This is a genomic window from Shewanella dokdonensis, from assembly GCF_018394335.1.
GTDB classification, from domain to species: domain Bacteria; phylum Pseudomonadota; class Gammaproteobacteria; order Enterobacterales; family Shewanellaceae; genus Shewanella; species Shewanella dokdonensis.
Genome location: NZ_CP074572.1, coordinates 3,703,295 through 3,722,244, shown reverse-complemented (window position 1 = coordinate 3,722,244; position 18,950 = coordinate 3,703,295). Strand labels below are relative to the sequence as shown.

The window sequence follows — 18,950 nt, the reverse complement described above, 5'->3', positions numbered from 1 at the left end:
CAATCACGGCAAGAAACAGCACAGAGGAATAGACGTATGTGGCAACAGCAACTATTGCAGTTACGGGAAAGAAGCCGCGGCTTTCATCTTATCACCACCGACATTGCCGCCGCATTGGCACAGTTCAAGCCGATCAACATAGGGTTGCTGCATCTACAGTTACAACACACCTCAGCATCACTGACGCTCAATGAAAATGCCGATCCCACTGTACGCGATGACTTTGAGGCTTGGTGCAATCATGTCGTAGCCGAAAACAGCGGTTATTTTCGTCATACCTATGAAGGTGCCGATGATATGCCGGCACACATCAAGTCCAGTCTGCTCGGCACCAGTTTACTGTTGCCGATACGCAATGGGCAGTTGGCGTTAGGCACTTGGCAAGGCATCTATCTGGGCGAACACCGCAATCACGGCGGTAACCGCCATATATTGCTGACATTACAAGGCGAATGATTTCAGAGCCGCTGGTATCCCTGTAACAGCAGTAACATTGCGAACAGCAGCAGGACCACGCCGCTAAAGACTAAAATCCCGCGGTTATTACGCTGCAACCATTGGCTGCAACGGGGAATATTCAGTGCCCAGCCAAGGAATCCGAACCACAATAACGCTAGGCTGAAAAACAGGCTCACTAATGCCAGCTTAAATTGCAGAGGGCTTTGCAGTGGCAGCATCCCGGCAATCACACTGAAAAAATACACATAGGCTTTGGGATTCAACGCATTGGTGGCAAAACCTGTCCACCAGCCATGACGGCGAGAATAGCTCCGCAGTGTCTTGGGCATTGGTTTATGTTGCACTGAGTCTTGCGTGGCAAGCGCTCCAGACAAACAGCCATAGCCCAGATATCCCAGCCACAATGCAGCGCACCAAGGCAACCATAACATCAGTTGTGGCAACCAGTGTTGCAACAAGGCCGCGGCAAACGTTACCGTAATGGTGTGTAACATAATGGCCGAGGCCAGTCCCAACGCCAGGAAAAACGCATAACGGCGCCCCCCACAACACTGGCTCGCAGCATCAGCGCAAAATCGGGGCCGGGAGCAACCAACGCCGCCACGTGCACGGTTCCCAAGGTAAATAACAGCGACAACCAACTCATAGTTTATTTTCTGTGAACCCAATAAGCCTTAGATAGGCATCAGTGTAATGGCACTCGTTGGCGAAAGGATTGGAAAAAATTGCAGCTAACCGGCAAGTTGACGCCGATACAGCGCAGGTGTCAGATTGTAACGCCGTTTAAAGTAATGATGCAGATGGCTTTGATCATAAAATCCAGCGGCACTGGCCGCAGCAGCCACCTCATTGCCTGCCGCCAGTAGTTGTCGGGCATAATCGACCCGCAGTGCCAAGATGTAAGCATGTGGCGTCATACCCAAACTGCGCCGAAACCTTCGTAGAAATTGAAACTCATTGAGCTGAAACAGTTGGGCGAGTGTCTGTAAGCGGTGATTTGCGGCTAAATCGGCATAGAGAAAATCCTTTAACTGCGTTATCTGCCATGCCGTTAGTCCGCCGGCAACCGCAACCGAACGTCGCTGGTTGTCACCATGACGCTTGATAAGTGCGCTCATCAGCTCCAGCAGTAAACCATCAACCGCGATGGGGGCGCCGTGTGGCTGATTCACCAGTTGATGCAGTTGTAATAAGCCGCGATATAGTGGTTGTTCAACAATCTCTGGCCCACTGAAATACGGTTCGGCCGCATATCCTAATTGCTGTGCAAACTGAGCCCACGCCGCACCACTGATCCGTAACAACCGCACTTGGTAAAGCGCTTTGTCCAGCCCTTCACCATCATGCACTTCATCCGGGTTAATCAGCGAAATCCGTCCGGGTGCCAGTAAATATTGGGATCCGCGATGCATAAAGCGCTGGGCACCACAATCGACCACTCCGATATGAAAGTCAGCATGCACATGCCGATCAAAGGCAAAACCCTGATAACGGGCACGCACTAGCTCGATACCGCTAACCGGCGTCAATAATTGATGTTCAATCGCGGGTGCTGACAAGATAAACGCAACTCAGATAAGCGCAGATTGAGGTCAGTGTAACCGCCATGGCGCAGCAATGCTTGTAAAAAACTGCAACGTCTACGCTGCAAGCATCTGCTTATTCCGCGATGCGCTGCAATCTCGCCAGATAGAAACCATCAAAGCCACTGCGCGCCGGGCTGATGTTTTCATCATCCAACAGCCGGAAATTAGAATGATTACTCAGGAAGTTATCAACTTGCTGCCGATTTTCATCCGGCATAATAGAACAGGTGGCGTACACCAGAATGCCGTCAACTTTCAACATCCGGCTGTAGCTGTCGAGGATCTGTGCTTGCAACGCCTGCAGCACTGGCAAACGGGCTGCGGTATCGCGCCATTTGGTGTCAGGGTTACGTTTTAGTACCCCCAGACCAGAACAAGGAACATCCAATAACAGTCGATCAGCGGATAATTTCAAGCGTTTGATGGTTTTACTGGAACTGATCAGCCGCGTCTCCACATTGTGCGCGCCAGCGCGGCGAGCACGTTCCTTGAGGTTATCCAGTTTCCACTGTTCAACATCCATTGCCAGTAGTCGGCCTTTGCCCTGCATTTTCGCCGCTAATGCAAGCGTTTTACCGCCCGCACCGGCACAAGCATCAATCACTCGCATGCCGGGTGTCACATCCAGTGCATCAGCAACATGCTGTGAGCCAGCATCCTGCTGTTCAAACCAACCATCTTTAAAGGCTTCAGTGCGAAACAATGCCGCATCTGAGGTGACTTCCAAAGCAGTAGCCACATCCTCGACCACCGCGGTTGCTATACCCTCTTTTGCCAGTTGCGCTTGCAGCTGACTGCGGTCACATTTCAATAGATTGGTACGCAGATAACGCTTAGGCGCTTGCGCCAGTGCGGCCCGTTCCGCTGGCCAGTCGTCGCCAAGCAAACCTTGTCCCAGCGTGTCCAGCCATGCGGGACAGCCATCGCGCAACACCGCAACATTGTCGGCGTGCTGCAGCCTTTGCGCCAGTATCGCGGCATCCAGTGGCGCTGCTTGTTGCCAACGCGGTACCTGTAACTGCTGGTAGGCATGCCAAGCCATCAGTAACTCGGCCGCATGACCACCCGCCTCTGCCAGTGACACATGTGCAAGGTAACAGTAAAAGTTTAACCGCCGAATAATTTCGCCCACGGCTCGGGTGATCTGCGCTTGTTGTGCTGGCGCCAATTTTTGGCCAGCAAACTGCCGGGAATAAGCGCGATCCAACGGCGCACCATCACTGATAACATCGCGGATAACTTGCGCTGCGAGTTCACAGGCACGGATGGATAAGGAGAATTCAGACATTACAACAGCCTCGGCAGTCAAAACCGGGGGATCATAGGAGGATGTCCGGGCCTTGGCAAGCCCGGACTCAACAGATTAGATACCGAGCTTATCAAACAGATCTTCGGTGACATCACCACTATGACTGGCGTTGCCGGCATGCATTGCCAGAATATCATCCGGGTCCATTTCCTCTTCCACTTCAACGGAGGCCAAACCGATAAACTCGGTATTATCCATGGCGAATTCCAGATAAAAGATATGGTTGTTCTCAGTCCGGAAACTGACCCGACGGGTCACAGGTTCATCCAGATTGGCTTCAATCGATAAGGTCAACTCACGGTTGATAGTGAGCATTTTAGGCTGACTCTGGCTGATGGACGTCTGCAACTCTTTGGAAACATGATTGATAAAGTTACCCAGCATCTGGTTCATCAGTTCACCCATTACGTTCGCCACTTCATCAGAGGTGTATTTAATGGCTAACTCGTCTTCAGGCATGCCCATACTTAGCAGATAACGCCGGTAGATTTCCATCGCCGCATCGGCGGAAAAGTTGATGACCACCAGTCCAGAGAAACCGCCATCAAAAATCGAGAAGCATCCCAGATCTGGCCGCAGACGGGTCTGACCGATGCGCTGCACCATCCCGGCATGACTAATATGGCTGGCCGTAGTGGTTGATAATACCTGAGATACTGACCGGCACAACTTGAGTAAAATATCGTCCGAATTGATCACTTGAGATGGCTGCATCTGCGCGACTCCTGATAGCCATCCGGACATTGCAACAGGCACAAATATCCGGTTGGAAAACAAATAATTATAAAGCGTAGTCTGATTTTATGCCGCTGGCTTCCACAAAGGCAAAGTAATTTGCTTAGTATCGCGCGTTTATGACGGAAAAATGAGCACGATCACCGATTGAAATTCTGTTTAGCGAAATACTTTCAAAAGCTAAAGGAATTGCGGTATATTCGCTGCAACTTATAGAAATATAACATAAAAAGGAAGGCATCAATGAATCTGCTGCGGCAACTCACCATCCTGCAAAGATTGATTCTGATGTTAGTGATGGCGGCGATAGGGACTTTATGTTTCGCCAGTTTTTCTATCAAGGAACAGTACAACAATCTGATCAGCCAGAAGTGGATACAGAATGACGCGCTGTTAAATTCTGCACTGTCGATTGTGGAAGCTACTCGGCTACAAGCATACGCCAGTAACATGCCTGATCAGGCAGCACAGCAACAGGTCATTCGCTTATTTGATGGCATGCGTTTTGGTAAGGATGGCTATTACATTCTGATTGGCAGTGATGGCAATATCTTGTCCGACAGCCAGTATCCCAAAATGGTTGGAACCCACATTTCTGAATTAAAGACTTCTGATGGTGAGCGTCCATTTGCCAAGCTCATCAGCGATGCCCAAGCCAACGGTAAAGCCACTATTACCTATAACTATCGTAATCCAGCAAGCGGTCAGGATGAGAAAAACTCACTGAGGCGCGTTATGACAAGACCTGGGACTGGACGATAATGACCGGGAACTATGTCAGCGATATCAACGACACCATGACCACAGTATCACTGCATTATCTGGTGATCATGCTGATTATCTCGCTGCCAATTTTTGCGTTCTTCTTAGTGTTGAATAAATCCATTACCCACCCGATCAATGAAGCCATCCGCGCCATGAAAGACATCGCCCAGGGTGAAGGTGATTTGCGCAAACGACTCAACAGCCCAGGCAAAGATGAAGTGTCCTTGCTGGCTGATGCCTTCAATGAGTTTGTGGCTAAAATTGCCAATGCCCTGCAACAGATGAAGCCGCTAGGCTTGGATCTGAACACCGATGCCGGGCAATTGATGAATGCGGTACAGGAATCGAACCAGAGCGCAGATCATATCCATAAAGAGATTGCCAGTGTGGCGACAGCCATTAACCAGATGCTCAGTACCACCCGGGAAATGGCAAACAATACGCAACAGGCAGCGGATGCCGCCATGAGCGTGAAACAGCAAGCATTGCAGGGTAAACAGACCATGGAGAACACCCTAGAAGGGTGCCGCACCTTGGCGAGTGAATTGCAATCCTCAGCAAGTTTAACGCTGTCTCTTGGCCATGCTTCCGAAAAGATAGGCAGTATTCTGGAAGTGATCCGCTCCATCGCCGATCAAACCAACCTACTAGCACTGAATGCTGCGATTGAAGCCGCCCGCGCAGGAGAACATGGCCGCGGTTTTGCGGTGGTTGCCGACGAAGTGCGGGCGCTGGCCACACGCACCCAGGAATCCACTAACGAAATCCATACCATCATTGCCGAGATCCAAAATGGGGTGAACAGCGTGATGAAGAGTAACCAGCTCACCCAGAAAGAATCGCAGGAACTGCAGCAACATGCACAAAATGCCAATAGTGCAGTAGTGCAAATTCTGCAACTGGTGGCGGCGATTTCCGACATGAACACCCAGTTAGCCAGTGCCACCGAAGAGCAATCATTGGTGACTGAAGAGATCAATCGCAACGTTAGCAATATCTCCGAGCTCACAGAAGTATCGGTACAGGCGAATGCCAGCAACAGCCATGCCGCTGCCGATATGGGCAAGATCAGCCAGCAAATGGCGGCAGCACTTGGACAGTTTCGAACCTGACGGTTATTATGCGAGCAGAGGACAGGGAGCGTCACACATATGTGTTAACGGGCATCATTAAGATGCCCGGTTATCCAGAGGAGATATGTTGTGCGCCTGACGCTGGCAATTCACCCCACGCTTTACAGCATACACAGCTTTGCCGCCGATACTCCCATTCCGGCAGAAGTGTTTATGCAACCCAGCTACTTCCTGGCGAAAACTCGCGAAGAACTGTCGGTTGTCATTGATGCCCGCATCAAACTCAACAGTCTCGAACAAGAAAGCAACTGGCGTTGTTTGGAGATACTAGTACAAAAAGGTTTTTCCACTGCTGGTATCCATTCCATGATTGCGACAACGCTGGCAGAAGCCAATATTAGTATTTTTTCAATGTCAACATTCGATACCGACTATATTCTGGTTAAATGGGATAAGCTGGACGCTGCGGTACAAGCACTACGCGGGAAAGGTTATCAGGTCATTGAATATGACCGCTGACTGCGGCATGCTAGCAGCAGATAACGGCTGTTTGCGATCAACATGAGTCTGAAGTCTATGTATGAAAAAACCGTTACCATCACCGCTCCTCACGGCATTCACACCCGACCAGCAGCTTTATTGGTTAAGGAAGCTAAGCAGTTTTTGTGTGACGTCATCGTCGAGTGCCAAGGGAAGCAGGCCAGTGCCAAGAGTTTGTTCAAGTTACAAACCTTAGGACTGTATCATGGGTCACATGTGCGGATTTTTGCCCAAGGGCAACAAGCAGAACAAGCCGTAGACCGCATAGCTGAGTTGTTGATGACACTGAGTTAAGGAACAGCCAATGGACATGAAAGGAATCGCTGTATCCTCCGGTATCGCTCAAGGCAAAGCCATTCTATTCGAGCCATTCGACAACAGTCTCGATTACCGTCTATTGCCACTTTCCAGTATTCCTGCCGAACAAGCAAAAGCCAGCCGCGCCGTAACGCAGCTGTGCCAACAGTTACGCAACAGTCTGCTGTCACTGGAACCTGGCTCCACCAACTACCAATTGGTGGAAGCCGACTTACTGCTGCTAGAAGATACTGAATTTACCAGCCAGATCAACAGTTCAATCAATACGTTACAGCTGTCTGCCGGCGCCGCGGTGCAACGTGTGTTCTACCATCAGGCCAGTGAAATGGAAGCGCTGGATGATCCCTATCTGGCACGCCGCGCACAAGATGTGCTGTGTCTGTCCAAACGGCTGATTGGCACCATTAATGGTGCAGGTGGTGAGCGGCTGCAACAGTTGCAGGAAGACAGCATTCTGCTGGCCGAAGACCTGACCCCGGCTGAATTTGCTTTATTGCCGCTCAATCATATCAAAGGCATCGTCCTTAAAACCGGTGGCATTACCAGTCATACTGCCATTCTGGCTCGTGCAGCTGGGATCCCGGCACTGCTTTCTTGCAATTTTGATAAGGCAGACATCAGCAATGGTACCGAACTGTTCCTCGACGGCTACCACGGCAAGTTGTATGCAGAACCTAACGAGCAAGAGCTAGCGGCATTACAGAAACAACTGGCAGATGACCAGCAAAGGCGCACTGCCCTCGCCCATTACCGCGATATTCCGTGTGTCACGCAAGATGGCCACCATCTGACATTGTTGGCGAATGTTGGGAACCTCAACGACATTGCCAGATTGCCACAATCAGGGGCCGAGGGAATCGGCCTGTTTCGCACCGAGTTTATGTTAATGGACGCGGTGGCGATGCCAGATGAAAAAGAGCAGTTCAGCCTCTATTGTGAAGCCTTGCAGCTCATACAAGGCAAAAGTCTCACCATCCGCACACTCGATGTGGGTGCCGATAAAGAGTTTTCCTGCATCAACCAACCCTTAACAGAAGATAACCCGGCGCTGGGCGTGCGAGGGCTGCGCTACACCTTGCGTCATAAAGACGTGTTGCATACCCAGTTACGGGCAGTGTTGCGGGCCGCCGCATTTGGGCCGGTACGGCTGATGTTTCCTATGGTATGCCAACCGGAAGAGTTAGATGAACTGTTTGCTGAAGTAGAGATCTGTCGGCAGCAACTGCTGTTGGAGCAAAAAGCATTTGCCGACCCTGAATACGGTATTGTGGTAGAAACTCCCGCGGCGGTTGTTAACCTGGCAGCAATGTTGCCAAGATTGAATTTTGTCAGTATCGGCACCAATGATTTAGCGCAATATACCCTCGCGGCCGATCGCGGCAATCCGCAACTGACTGCCAACTACCCGGCTTTCTGCCCGGCGGTGCTGCAGTTAATAGCACAAACATTAACTACCGCTAAAGCAGCAGGTGTCACCACCTCTTTATGTGGCGAACTGGCCAGCGATCCCTGCATTGCGCCGCTGCTGATGGGAATGGGATTTGATGAACTCAGTGCCAACGCTGCGGCACTGCCAGAGATAAAAGCCGCCATTTGTGAAGGTAAATTCAGTGAATTTGTTGCGCTGGCACAACAAGCACTGCAATGCCAACGAATTTCCGAGTTGGAAAGTCTGTTATCCGGTTGTCAGATATAGAAATAATTCAGTATGCTAGGACTATCTCTTCCTGAGCATGGCAGAACAGGAAGCAACCGTAACATCACCCTATTAAGGACAGTTAACCCATGGGATTTTTAAGCCGCGTCCGGCGCCTGGTTTCAGGTCAACCCAACATCGAAGGTGGTATCAAGGTCTATGCCCCTATTTCCGGCGAAATCGTGCCGATAGAAAAGGTTCCAGATGTGGTTTTTTCTGAAAAAATTGTGGGTGACGGCATTGCAATCGCGCCTAGCGGGCAATATATGTTGGCACCAATAGAGGGAACTGTTGGTAAAATATTTGAGACTAATCATGCCTTTAGCATTGAATCACCGCAAGGTTTGGAACTGTTTGTACACTTTGGTGTAGGCACTATCGAACTTCGAGGCAAGGGCTTTAAGCGACTGGCTCAGGAAGGCCAGCAGGTGAAAGCCGGCGATCATATTCTAGAATTTGACCTGGAATATCTACAGGGACAAGTCAGCAGTCTGCTTACCCCCGTGGTGCTCGCTAACATGGAAGATGTGCGTTTTCTGGAAAAACGCCAGGGCAATGTAACGGCAGGGAAAGATGTGATTTTCACTGTTGAGCTCTGACCTGCCTGCAGTACCAAACAATCATGCCGGTATAGGCTGGTGATCTTAGTCACGTTTTTTTATACTCACGGCAACCGTACGCCAGTTAATAGCACCCCAGAAACCTATGACATCCACTCTTTATGGCATATCTCCCAAGGTATGCGACACCGTAAAAAACCTTGAAATGGCTGGACGCCAACCATCTGCAAGTCAGTTTTTTGATTACCGAGAGCAGCCCTTGCCGCCTGAAATACTCGATAGCTGGATTGAGGCTATCGGCTGGGAAGCGCTACTCAACAAACGTTCTACCAGTTTTCGGGCGCTAGCGGATGCCGATAAACAACAGCTAAATACCGAGAAAGCCAGACAGCTGATGCTGGCAAACCCCACCTTGATTAAGCGTCCGGTACTGCAACAGGGCACAAAAGTGATGGCAGGCTTTAATGAAACAGCTTACCGGGAGTGGTTTGGACTATGAGTAATGAAGTATTGGCATTAGCACAGCAATTAATCGCTAGGCCATCGGTAACGCCATTGGACGAAGGCTGCCAATCATTGCTGGCAGAACGGCTGGCGAAACTGGGATTTACCAATGAATCCATGGTGTTTGAGGACACCACCAATCTCTGGTCACGCCGCGGGACAAAGGGGCCTCTTTTCTGTTTTGCAGGTCATACCGATGTGGTACCAGTCGGCGATGCCAATCGCTGGCATACGCCACCATTTGAACCTGTGGTGATCGATGGCTATTTGCATGGCCGTGGCGCCGCCGATATGAAAGGCTCACTGGCGGCCATGATAGTGGCGACAGAACGCTTTGTGGCCGCGCATCCTAACCATTCCGGGTCGATTGCTTTTCTTATCACCAGTGATGAAGAAGGCCCATTTATCAATGGCACCACCCGGGTAATTGATACCCTCGAAGCCCGTAATGAAAAAATCACTTGGGCCTTAGTCGGGGAACCCTCCAGTACGCATAAACTGGGTGATGTGGTGAAAAATGGCCGACGTGGCAGTCTCACGGGTAATCTGACGGTTAAAGGCATTCAGGGACATGTGGCATATCCGCATCTGGCAGATAATCCCATCCACAAAGCCGCCCCCGCATTAGCCGAGTTAGCCGCCACCCAGTGGGATAATGGCAATGCCTTCTTTCCACCAACCAGTTTCCAGATTGCCAACATTAACGGTGGCACTGGCGCATCCAATGTGATCCCAGGGGAACTGCAAGTGATGTTTAACTTCCGTTATTCCACCGAAGTAACGGCCGATGAACTTATTGCCAAGGTGCAGCATATTCTGGATGTGCACGGGCTGGATTACGACATTGGCTGGATCTACAACGGGTTGCCGTTTTTGACGGACAAAGGGCCGTTATTGGAAGCCACTCAGGCCGCCATTTTGGAAACAACAGGCGTGCAAACGGATGCACAGACCTCCGGCGGCACTTCGGATGGCCGTTTTATCGCACCAACCGGTGCCCAAGTGATCGAGTTAGGGCCGGTGAATGCCACCATTCATAAAGTTAACGAATGTGTCAGCGTTGCCGATTTAGAGTTGCTGGCGCAATGTTACCAGCGGATCCTGGAAAAAATATTGTGCTGAATACGTCAGAAAAGCGCCTGTATGGTCTCGATGACACTGGGCTGGTAGCACTCCAGAGCCGTGATCAACGGCAGTTTTTACTGGAAACTCAAACGGCACAGGCGTTTACCCGCATGCAGCAAGCGGCGGCTTCTGATGGTATCAGTATCGCCATCTGTTCGGCTTATCGCAGCTTTAACCGCCAGCAGCAACTGTGGGATGCCAAAGCCAATGGTCAACGGCCGTTGCTGGACAGCCATTCCCGCCCGCTAACCGATCTGCAATCAATGGATGAAAACACACTGTTGCAGACAATCTTATTGTGGTCTGCCCTCCCCGGCACCTCTCGCCACCATTGGGGCACAGATCTGGATCTGTTTGACGACAGTGCCATCCAACGTCAGCAGTTGCAGCTAATAAATGCCGAATATCAAGTGGCAGGCCCTTGTTTTAAGATGCAGCAATGGTTGGACAGCAATGCTGCCGATTACGGCTTTTACCGCCCGTTTCAGCCACACTTGAGCGGTACCAGCCCAGAATTATGGCATTACAGTTACTATCCTGTGGCTGAACCATGGCGATGCCAGTACAACACCGAACACCTGGCTAAGATATTGACGGACAGTGATATCCGGCTTAAACGCCCCATACTCGAACAACTTCCGGCATTGGTGCAACGTTATGTAAAAACCGTCGCGCCAATACCAACAGCTATTAACCAAAGACCGAGTATCGATGGTAATGCTGACTGACACATATAGTTCAATGGATAGACCAGAGCCGTTTATGCTTCTGGTAATATCAGTCACACATGGACATCTCGTCCGACACACAATCAAGAGCTACGAATACCAATGAGATTACTTAAACCCCTGTTTGATAATAACCGCCGCTGGGCGGAACGTATCAATGATGAGAATCCTCATTTTTTGAAGCCCTGGCGAAACAACAGACCCCGGAATTTCTGTGGATCGGTTGTGCTGATAGCCGGGTGCCCTCAAACCAAATTATCGATCTGATGCCAGGCGAAGTGTTTGTGCATCGCAATATCGCCAACTTGGTCATCCATACCGACCTCAACTGCTTATCGGTTATCCAGTACGCCGTGGACGTGTTAAAAGTAAAACACATCATGGTGGTCGGCCATTATGGCTGCGGCGGTGTAAAAGCTTCAATGTCCACACAGCGCCAAGGACTTATTGATAACTGGCTGGGGCATATTCGCGATATCTACCGTTTGCATCAACAGGAACTGGACTCTCTGGAAGAACAGGCCCGTTATGACCGTCTGTGCGAACTTAACGTGATTGAACAGGTAGCCAATGTTGTCAGCACCTCTATTGTGCAAGATGCCTGGGAACGCGGTCAGGAATTGGCCGTTCACGGCTGGCTTTACAGCATTGAGAACGGTCTGCTGACAGATCTAGATGTGACACTTGATGGTCAACAATGGTTGGCAGAACATCCGCTGAAAAAGTAAACCAAACGCCGGGGAGTTTGCTCCCCGTCTTTTTATCTGAAAGATCCACCTTTATTGCTGTAAATTTAAGCAGATGAGGGATATTTTCCGCAATAAAACATCGCAGTCTGTGGGTGTGCCCGGTATAATTCCGCAATCTAAACGGGTGCTCGTTGCGATCACCCCGGCATTTCCGCCCGCCGCCGCGAGGCTCCGTCCGAAAATCCGGCCTGAATGCCATCACTGGCAGATCCCGATAGCACCACTTATATCCTAGGAGATAACTTCCCATGCCCGGTTTTGAATTATTCGGTCCTGAAGAAAAACAGGAAGTGGCAGATGTGATGGAACACGGTTTTACCTTCCGTTACAACTTTGACCAGATGCGTAACGGTCGCTGGAAGACCCGTGATATGGAGCAGTTACTGTGCGAAAAAATGGGCGTCAAGCATGCTCATCTGTTGACCAGCGGCACAGCAGCACTGCAAACAGCATTGGCAGCGGCAGGCATTGGTGCCGGTGATGAAGTCATCGTGCCACCGTTCACCTTTGTCGCTTCGGTGGAAGCGCTGGTGTTGGCAGGTGCCGTGCCTGTATTTGCAGAAATTGATGAAACACTGTGCTTATCACCTGCGGGTATCGAAGCCGCCATCACTCCCCGCACCAAGGCCGTCAATCTGGTGCATATGTGCGGTTCAATGGGCAAAATTGATGAAATCAAAGCCATCTGTGATAAACACCATCTAGTACTGCTGGAAGATGCCTGTCAGGCCATCGGTGGTAGCTATCACGGCCAAGCCCTCGGTACTATCGGCGATGTTGGCTGTTACTCTTTTGACTCTGTCAAAACCATCACCTGCGGTGAAGGTGGTGCGGTTGTCAGCAATAACGACGACATCTATAAGAATGCCCATATGTTTGCTGATCACGGTCATGATCATATCGGCAACGACCGTGGCGCTGAAACCCATCCGATCATGGGATTGAATTTCCGTATCAGCGAAATGAATGCGGCGTTGGGACTGGCCCAGTTGCGGAAACTGGACACCATCATTGACATTCAACGTAAAAACAAAAAGCGACTGAAAGATGCGATGGCCAATATTGCCGAAGTCAGCTTCCGCGAGATCCCTGACGAAGCCGGCGACAATGCCAGTTTCCTGAGTTTTATACTGCCTACAGAAGCTCGGACCCAGGAGATCAGCAAAAAATTGGCGGCTAATGGCGTTGACGGATGTTTCTACTGGTATGTCAACAACTGGCATTACCTGAAAAACTGGCAGCATATCCAGCATATGCACAGTGCCGCTGCCCTGCCGATCACATTAATTAAGGATCGGCCGGATTACACTAAGGTGTCTGTGCCTAAATCTGACGATATCATGAGCAGGACCATCTCCATGGCGATTAAGCTGTCCTGGACTGATGCGCAGATTGCTGACCGCATTGCCAATATCAAAAAGGCGTTTGCCTAATAATTTATCAGGAACAAATAGCGATGAAATTCAAAAATTTCCAAGTTGTCCCCAAAATGATTTTCGGACGTGGTTCTTTCGTACAATTGGATGAAGTATTAGCAGCAGAGCGCAAACATGCTGACGACTTTGTCGTTTTCGTTGTTGACAACGTGCATCAGGGCAAACCATTAGAAAGCCGTATTCCGGTTAAATCACAGGATATTCTGCTGTGGGTCGATGTAACTGACGAGCCCACTACAGTTCAAGTGGATGGTTTGACAGAACAGGTGCAAAAGTTTAGTCATAAATTGCCAGTCAGCGTTGTTGGGATCGGTGGTGGTGCCACTATGGATCTGTCCAAAGCCGTATCACTGATGCTGACCAACGAAGGTGGTTCTGCTAAATATCAGGGTTGGGACTTAATCAAGAACCCATCAATTCATCACATCGGTATTCCCACAATTTCTGGTACTGGTGCCGAAGCCTCTCGCACCGCCGTACTCTGTGGCCCAGAACGCAAACTAGGGTTGAACTCAGATTACACTGTTTTCAACCAGATCATCATGGATTCTGAATTACTCGCCGGCGTACCAACAGAACAATGGTTCTACACCGGGATGGATTGCTGGATCCACTGTGTTGAATCACTCGAAGGAACCTTCCTCAACGAGTTCTCCCGCGCCTATGCCGAAAAATCACTTGAGCTTTGCCGCCAAGTATTCATTGAAAATGACCCGAACAAAGATGACAAGCTGATGATGGCGTCATTCATGGGCGGTATGAGCATTGCGTACAGTCAAGTGGGTGCCTGCCATGCGGTGTCCTATGGTCTGGCCTATGTTCTAGGTTACCATCACGGTATTGGTAACTGCATTGCATTCAACGTATTAGATGAATTCTACCCTGAATATATGGATGAATTCCGCGGTATGATGAAACAGCACAAGATTCAATTGCCACAGAATATCTGTAAAGATTTGCCAGATGAAACCATTGCTGCCATGGTTAAAGTTACCAAGAGCATGGGGCCATTGTGGGCCAACGTTTACGGTGACAGCTGGCAAGAAAAAGTCACTGATGAGATGTTGACCAAGTTGTTCCGTCGCATCTAAGCTAGAAAGTCATTACTCTTTAACTACCTCAGGGTCCGTTACGGACCCTGTCATTTATATAGGTCTCTCAATGAATGTTACCCTGTTAATCCCTGCACGTTATGGTTCCAGCCGTTTTGCCGGCAAACCTTTGGCACCGATTAACGGCAAGCCAATGATCCAGCGCGTATATGAAAGAGCGTTGCTGGCGAAAGGACTCGATAATATCTATGTGGCAACCGATGATGAACGTATCAAACAGGCTGTAGAAAGTTTTGGTGGAAAAGTGATCATGACCGATCCTGCCGCCGCTTCGGGTACTGACCGCATCAATGATGCCATTAGCCAACTGGGGCTGGCAGACGATGATCTGGTTGTCAATCTGCAAGGCGATCAACCACTGATTGATCCCATCTCTATCGAGCAAATTGTCGAGTTGTTTAAGCAACATCCTGGTGAATTTGAAATGGCGACCCTCGCCTATCAAATCACCGATCCGGTTGAACTGGACGACCCTAAGCACGTTAAGATGGTGTTTGATAACAACAACTTTGCGCTGTATTTTTCCAGAGCCTGCATTCCCTTTGGTCGCGATGTAAAAGAATATCCCGTATACAAGCACTTAGGGGTTTACGCTTACACCCGGCGTTTTGTTGAAACCTTTGCCAAACTCCCCATGGGGCGGCTGGAAAATTTGGAAAAGCTGGAGCAATTGCGGGCGCTAGAATATGGTCATCCGATTAAGATTGCTATCAGCGCCTTTGATTCACCAGAAGTTGATACGCCAGAAGATATCCGTCACTGTGAACAACGTCTCGCCGTGGATTAAATAGGGTGACTTATGTCTGACTGGGAAGTATGGCTCATCATATTACTGGTGATTGGCGTCATATTCAGCAATCTGGCGGTATTGAAATATAGCTCAAAGTTCAAGCTGCCACCTTTTGGTCAGCCGCAGAAACCGGCGAACAAACAGAAAGATACAGCAGACAAACAAGAAGATGACCAGGAGAAATCCTGAGTCTTTCAAGCTCATAAAAAAAGCCACTTAGCACTTAAGTGGCTTTTTACATTAGCAGCCGTTTTTAGCGTTCAAGGCCATTTAGCGCCTGTTGGCACAATTGGGTTATTTGTTGCCAATCCCCATTGTCCATCGCCGTTACCGGTGCCACCCAGCTACCACCGATGCAATCCACATTGGGTAGCGCTAAATAATCGCGATAGTTTTCCAGTGTAATGCCACCAGTCGGACAGAAATGTACATCTGCCAGCGGTCCTGCAAATGCCTTTAATGCTTTGACACCGCCAGAGGCTTCTGCGGGGAAAAACTTAAAGTAGCGATAATCTTCACTGAGACCTTCCATGATCTCTGAAATACTGGCAACTCCAGGAATTAACGGGATATGTCCGGCCTTTCCCGCTTTCAGTAATGCTTCAGTGGCGCCCGGCGTGATAGCAAATTGAGCACCGGCAGCTTCAGCTTCTAGCAACATATTCTGATTGAGAATAGTACCGGCGCCAACCACAGCTTCTGGTACTTCCGCTGCAATTTTTTTGATCGCATCGAGTGCACATGGCGTTCTCAATGTCACTTCAAGCACCCGAATTCCCCAGCAACCAGCGCCTTAGCTAGTGGTACTGCGTGTTCAATTTTATTGATAACCATTACAGGAATAATGGGGCTCAGCGCGAAAATCGCCTCTGGCTGCAACGACCAGTTGTTCTGTGTCATGTTACGGCTCCTAAATGGTTAATAAAAATCGTCAATGGCACTGGTGCTACGGGCGCCAGTTTCCGGGCTACTGAAATTAGCCCGAAGTGCAGTGAACAATTCCCGGCCCATGCCATAACGTACCTGTCGTAGTGGTACAGCCTCAGCACTCCGCAGTGCTAATTCGTCATCAGCAACCAACAATGATATTTCACCTTTAACCGCATCAACGCGGATCCGGTCGCCATTGCGTACTTTGGCGATAAGCCCACCATCCAACGCCTCTGGTGACAAATGAATTGCGGCTGGAACTTTGCCAGAAGCGCCTGACATACGCCCATCCGTCACCAAGGCAACGTGGTAACCTTGATCCTGTAATGAGCCCAGTAATGGCGTCAGCTTATGTAGCTCTGGCATACCATTGGCTTTCGGCCCTTGCCCCTTAACCACCACCACACAGTCTCGATTAAGTTGCCCGCTGCTGAACAACTCATTGAGTTTATGCTGGTCGTCAACCACGACCGCTTCCGCTTCAACAATGCGGTGGCTTTCACCTACTGCCGAAATCTTCATCACTGCGCGTCCCAGATTGCCCGTAAGCAATTTCAGACCGCCGTTGTGCTGGAATGGCTTATCAACTGAGGTCAGCACCTCGGGATCAAGACTCTCGCTAGGCCCATCAACCCAGGTTAATCCTTCAGCCAGTAATTTAGGCTCTTGGGTATAACGCGCCAGACCAAAGCCAGCCACAGTATTCACATCTTCATGCAGCAAACCTGCTGCCAATAATTGGCGGATCAACAGTGCCATGCCGCCAGCGGCGTGAAAATGGTTAATATCCGCCTGACCGTTGGGATACACTTTTGCCAATAGCGGGACAACGTCAGACAACTCAGCAAAGTCATCCCAGTTGATGATAATGCCTGCGGCTCTTGCCGCCGCCACCAAATGAATAGTCAAATTAGTAGAGCCGCCTGTCGCCAATAGCGCCACCACCCCATTGACAATAGATTTTTCAGATACCAGTTCACCTATGGGTGTGTATTGAGTCCCCAAGGCCGTTAGACGACAAACCTGCTTGGCGGCGGCTTGCGTCAATGCCAAACGTAGTGGTTCATCGGGATTAACAAATGAGGAACCGGGTAATTGCAGCCCCATCACTTCCAGTACCAGCTGATTACTGTTGGCGGTACCGTAAAAAGTGCAGGTGCCAGCGCTGTGATAAGATTTAGACTCGGCTTCCAACAAGGCTTCTCTATCTACCAATCCCTGCGCAAACTTCTGTCGTACTCGGGCTTTTTCTTTGTTGGGAATACCTGAGCGCATTGGCCCAGCTGGCACAAACAACATGGGCAGATGACCAAAGCTCAAGGCACCGATCAGTAGTCCAGGAACAATCTTGTCGCAAATCCCTAATAACAAGGCACCGTCAAACATATTGTGTGACAACCCAACCGCCGTGGCCATGGCAATGACTTCACGGCTGATAAGGCTCAGCTCCATACCAGGTTGCCCTTGGGTGACACCATCACACATAGCTGGAACCCCAGCCGCCACCTGTGCCACACTGCCGACTTGATGGCAGGCATCCCGCAGAATTTGTGGGTAGTGTTCGTAGGGTTGATGGGCCGATAACATATCGTTGTATGCAGTGACAATTCCGATATTCGCTTTAGTCAGTTGTCTGAGAGACTGTTTGTCATCGGTCTGACACGCGGCAAAGCCATGGGCTAAGTTGCCACAACCAAGACTCGCGCGGTAAACCCCGTTGGCCTTTGCTTCATGAATGGCTGCCAGGTATTTTTCTCTGCTAGCCTTGCTACGGGCGATTATTCGTTCGGTAACCGCCTTAATGGTCGGATTCATAACTTCTCCTTATGCGGCCCAGTACACATCCACGGGAATTTTGTGCTGGGACAGGATCGCCCTAATCGGCATTTCCATGATATCGTCTGCCGCGAGCGCCTGATGGTAAACGTCCAGTTTTTGCTGCCCAACCAGATGCAGGTATATCTGGCGGCTACCAAGTATGGCTTGGCGAGTTAAGGTAATTCGCGCATGGGCTGCCGCTTGTGGATGCGTAGCACACAACAGGGCGTCTGTAGTCAACGCTTGTTGTAGTTCCGCCACTGGCGCACTAGGGAACCAGGAACAGGTATGGCCGTCATTTCCCATGCCTAACACCACCACATCAAACGGACGCGGAATATTCGCCAGTTGCTCTGTGGTCATCGCCACCCCAGCTGCTGCGGTGGCAAACATATTCTTCAACCCACGAAATTTGGCACTGGCGGCTACATGCTGTAACAGGTGCTGACGCACCAAGTGCTCATTGGAATCTGCACTTTCGGTATCTACCCAACGCTCATCAGCCAGTGTTATAAACACTTCGCTCCAGTCCAGCACTTTACGGCTTAGCTTGTCGAACAGGCCAATGGGGGTGTTTCCACCAGACACCACTAAACTAGCCTTGCCGCGACTATCTATCGCTGCTTGTAACGCCGTCGCGATACGGTCAGCAAGTTGCTGTTCCAGTTGTTCTTTTGAATCAAAAGATTTGAATACCGTTTCTTTCAGCATGCGGCC

At 50.1% G+C, this 18,950-nt stretch carries 19 protein-coding genes and 3 pseudogenes; 14 read left to right on the top strand and 8 right to left on the bottom strand.

From position 1 onward, the window contains the following. The first annotated feature begins 36 nt into the window (after positions 1-36). Positions 37-456, top strand: coding sequence for a secondary thiamine-phosphate synthase enzyme YjbQ (locus KHX94_RS17890; RefSeq protein ID WP_213681627.1), 420 nt, complete (start codon positions 37-39; stop codon positions 454-456). 2 nt (positions 457-458) lie between these two features. Here KHX94_RS17890 and KHX94_RS17885 read toward each other — a convergent pair whose 3' ends face one another. The 5 genes from KHX94_RS17885 to KHX94_RS17865 form a co-directional block, all read right to left on the bottom strand. Next, positions 459-953 (bottom strand): LysE family translocator, encoded by a 495-nt coding sequence (locus tag KHX94_RS17885; protein ID WP_244859222.1) that lies wholly within the window; start codon positions 951-953, stop codon positions 459-461. Continuing rightward, positions 932-1,105, bottom strand: a complete 174-nt coding sequence (locus KHX94_RS17880; protein WP_213681625.1) for a hypothetical protein — start codon at positions 1,103-1,105, stop codon at positions 932-934. Before KHX94_RS17880 ends, KHX94_RS17885 begins: the two co-directional genes overlap by 22 nt. Before the next feature lie 85 nt (positions 1,106-1,190). Next, positions 1,191-2,018, bottom strand: coding sequence for an AraC family transcriptional regulator (locus tag KHX94_RS17875; RefSeq protein WP_213681624.1), 828 nt, complete (start codon positions 2,016-2,018; stop codon positions 1,191-1,193). Between the two features lie 100 nt (positions 2,019-2,118). Then, positions 2,119-3,333, bottom strand: a complete 1,215-nt coding sequence (locus KHX94_RS17870; RefSeq protein WP_213681623.1) for an RsmB/NOP family class I SAM-dependent RNA methyltransferase — start codon at positions 3,331-3,333, stop codon at positions 2,119-2,121. 75 nt (positions 3,334-3,408) lie between these two features. After that, positions 3,409-4,068 carry a DUF3334 family protein gene (locus KHX94_RS17865; protein ID WP_213681622.1) on the bottom strand — a complete coding sequence of 220 codons (660 nt, stop codon included), beginning with the start codon at positions 4,066-4,068 and terminating at the stop codon, positions 3,409-3,411. A gap of 264 nt (positions 4,069-4,332) precedes the next feature. On the opposite strand from KHX94_RS17865, the pseudogene KHX94_RS17860 reads away from it, so the two are divergent. The 13 genes and pseudogenes from KHX94_RS17860 to KHX94_RS20755 all read left to right on the top strand — a co-directional run bounded on the left by KHX94_RS17860 (position 4,333) and on the right by KHX94_RS20755 (position 15,674). Beyond that, positions 4,333-5,966 (top strand): annotated as a pseudogene (locus KHX94_RS17860) (methyl-accepting chemotaxis protein). A 90-nt stretch (positions 5,967-6,056) separates the two neighbouring features. Beyond that, positions 6,057-6,446 carry an ACT domain-containing protein gene (locus KHX94_RS17855; protein ID WP_213681621.1) on the top strand — a complete coding sequence of 130 codons (390 nt, stop codon included), beginning with the start codon at positions 6,057-6,059 and terminating at the stop codon, positions 6,444-6,446. Between the two features lie 57 nt (positions 6,447-6,503). Then, the gene (locus KHX94_RS17850) at positions 6,504-6,761 is read left to right on the top strand and encodes an HPr family phosphocarrier protein (RefSeq protein ID WP_213683510.1); all 258 of its coding nucleotides are present in this window, start codon (positions 6,504-6,506) and stop codon (positions 6,759-6,761) included. Positions 6,762-6,771: 10 nt separating this feature from the next. Then, a complete protein-coding gene (gene ptsP, locus KHX94_RS17845; protein ID WP_213681620.1) occupies positions 6,772-8,481 on the top strand; it encodes a phosphoenolpyruvate--protein phosphotransferase in 1,710 nt (569 codons plus the stop codon). An 89-nt stretch (positions 8,482-8,570) separates the two neighbouring features. After that, positions 8,571-9,080, top strand: a complete 510-nt coding sequence (crr, locus tag KHX94_RS17840; RefSeq protein WP_213681619.1) for a PTS glucose transporter subunit IIA — start codon at positions 8,571-8,573, stop codon at positions 9,078-9,080. A gap of 106 nt (positions 9,081-9,186) precedes the next feature. Further along, positions 9,187-9,540, top strand: coding sequence for an ArsC/Spx/MgsR family protein (locus tag KHX94_RS17835; protein ID WP_213681618.1), 354 nt, complete (start codon positions 9,187-9,189; stop codon positions 9,538-9,540). Next, the gene (gene dapE, locus KHX94_RS17830; protein ID WP_213681617.1) at positions 9,537-10,667 is read left to right on the top strand and encodes a succinyl-diaminopimelate desuccinylase; all 1,131 of its coding nucleotides are present in this window, start codon (positions 9,537-9,539) and stop codon (positions 10,665-10,667) included. Before KHX94_RS17835 ends, dapE begins: the two co-directional genes overlap by 4 nt. Further along, positions 10,661-11,398: a M15 family metallopeptidase gene (locus KHX94_RS17825; protein WP_244859220.1), complete on the top strand. Its 738-nt coding sequence runs from the start codon at positions 10,661-10,663 to the stop codon at positions 11,396-11,398. The genes dapE and KHX94_RS17825 overlap by 7 nt, the downstream gene beginning before the upstream one ends. 102 nt (positions 11,399-11,500) lie before the next feature. Then, positions 11,501-12,126 (top strand): annotated as a pseudogene (gene can, locus KHX94_RS17820) (carbonate dehydratase). 269 nt (positions 12,127-12,395) lie between these two features. Further along, entirely contained in the window at positions 12,396-13,580 is a 1,185-nt protein-coding gene (gene kdnA / locus KHX94_RS17815; protein ID WP_213681615.1) for an 8-amino-3,8-dideoxy-alpha-D-manno-octulosonate transaminase KdnA, read from the top strand. A gap of 23 nt (positions 13,581-13,603) precedes the next feature. Beyond that, on the top strand, positions 13,604-14,674 hold the full coding sequence (kdnB, locus tag KHX94_RS17810; RefSeq protein ID WP_213681614.1) for a 3-deoxy-alpha-D-manno-octulosonate 8-oxidase KdnB: 1,071 nt from the start codon (positions 13,604-13,606) through the stop codon (positions 14,672-14,674). A 70-nt stretch (positions 14,675-14,744) separates the two neighbouring features. Next, positions 14,745-15,482: a 3-deoxy-manno-octulosonate cytidylyltransferase gene (gene kdsB, locus KHX94_RS17805; RefSeq protein WP_213681613.1), complete on the top strand. Its 738-nt coding sequence runs from the start codon at positions 14,745-14,747 to the stop codon at positions 15,480-15,482. A 12-nt stretch (positions 15,483-15,494) separates the two neighbouring features. Next, the gene (locus tag KHX94_RS20755; RefSeq protein WP_213681612.1) at positions 15,495-15,674 is read left to right on the top strand and encodes a DUF2897 family protein; all 180 of its coding nucleotides are present in this window, start codon (positions 15,495-15,497) and stop codon (positions 15,672-15,674) included. Positions 15,675-15,738: 64 nt separating this feature from the next. Here KHX94_RS20755 and KHX94_RS17795 read toward each other — a convergent pair. From KHX94_RS17795 to pgl, 3 genes and pseudogenes are all read right to left on the bottom strand, one after another. Continuing rightward, a pseudogene (locus tag KHX94_RS17795) lies at positions 15,739-16,385 on the bottom strand (bifunctional 4-hydroxy-2-oxoglutarate aldolase/2-dehydro-3-deoxy-phosphogluconate aldolase). 18 nt (positions 16,386-16,403) lie between these two features. Next, complete coding sequence (edd, locus tag KHX94_RS17790; protein ID WP_213681611.1) at positions 16,404-18,230, bottom strand: phosphogluconate dehydratase; 1,827 nt, start codon at positions 18,228-18,230, stop codon at positions 16,404-16,406. 9 nt (positions 18,231-18,239) lie between these two features. Further along, entirely contained in the window at positions 18,240-18,944 is a 705-nt protein-coding gene (gene pgl, locus KHX94_RS17785; protein WP_213681610.1) for a 6-phosphogluconolactonase, read from the bottom strand. Positions 18,945-18,950: the final 6 nt, after the last annotated feature.

Bases quoted from the DNA above. Each gene is read 5' to 3' on its own strand.
- kdnB (WP_213681614.1), top strand. From the start codon at position 13,604: ATGAAATTCAAAAATTTCCAAGTTGTCCCCAAAATGATTTTCGGACGT.
- KHX94_RS20755 (WP_213681612.1), top strand. From the start codon at position 15,495: ATGTCTGACTGGGAAGTATGGCTCATCATATTACTGGTGATTGGCGTC.
- KHX94_RS17835 (WP_213681618.1), top strand. From the start codon at position 9,187: ATGACATCCACTCTTTATGGCATATCTCCCAAGGTATGCGACACCGTA.
- kdnA (WP_213681615.1), top strand. From the start codon at position 12,396: ATGCCCGGTTTTGAATTATTCGGTCCTGAAGAAAAACAGGAAGTGGCA.
- KHX94_RS17850 (WP_213683510.1), top strand. From the start codon at position 6,504: ATGTATGAAAAAACCGTTACCATCACCGCTCCTCACGGCATTCACACC.
- crr (WP_213681619.1), top strand. From the start codon at position 8,571: ATGGGATTTTTAAGCCGCGTCCGGCGCCTGGTTTCAGGTCAACCCAAC.
- KHX94_RS17890 (WP_213681627.1), top strand. From the start codon at position 37: ATGTGGCAACAGCAACTATTGCAGTTACGGGAAAGAAGCCGCGGCTTT.
- kdsB (WP_213681613.1), top strand. From the start codon at position 14,745: ATGAATGTTACCCTGTTAATCCCTGCACGTTATGGTTCCAGCCGTTTT.
- ptsP (WP_213681620.1), top strand. From the start codon at position 6,772: ATGGACATGAAAGGAATCGCTGTATCCTCCGGTATCGCTCAAGGCAAA.
- edd (WP_213681611.1), bottom strand. From the start codon at position 18,230: ATGAATCCGACCATTAAGGCGGTTACCGAACGAATAATCGCCCGTAGC.
- KHX94_RS17870 (WP_213681623.1), bottom strand. From the start codon at position 3,333: ATGTCTGAATTCTCCTTATCCATCCGTGCCTGTGAACTCGCAGCGCAA.
- KHX94_RS17880 (WP_213681625.1), bottom strand. From the start codon at position 1,105: ATGAGTTGGTTGTCGCTGTTATTTACCTTGGGAACCGTGCACGTGGCG.
- KHX94_RS17885 (WP_244859222.1), bottom strand. From the start codon at position 953: ATGTTACACACCATTACGGTAACGTTTGCCGCGGCCTTGTTGCAACAC.
- dapE (WP_213681617.1), top strand. From the start codon at position 9,537: ATGAGTAATGAAGTATTGGCATTAGCACAGCAATTAATCGCTAGGCCA.
- KHX94_RS17865 (WP_213681622.1), bottom strand. From the start codon at position 4,068: ATGCAGCCATCTCAAGTGATCAATTCGGACGATATTTTACTCAAGTTG.
- pgl (WP_213681610.1), bottom strand. From the start codon at position 18,944: ATGCTGAAAGAAACGGTATTCAAATCTTTTGATTCAAAAGAACAACTG.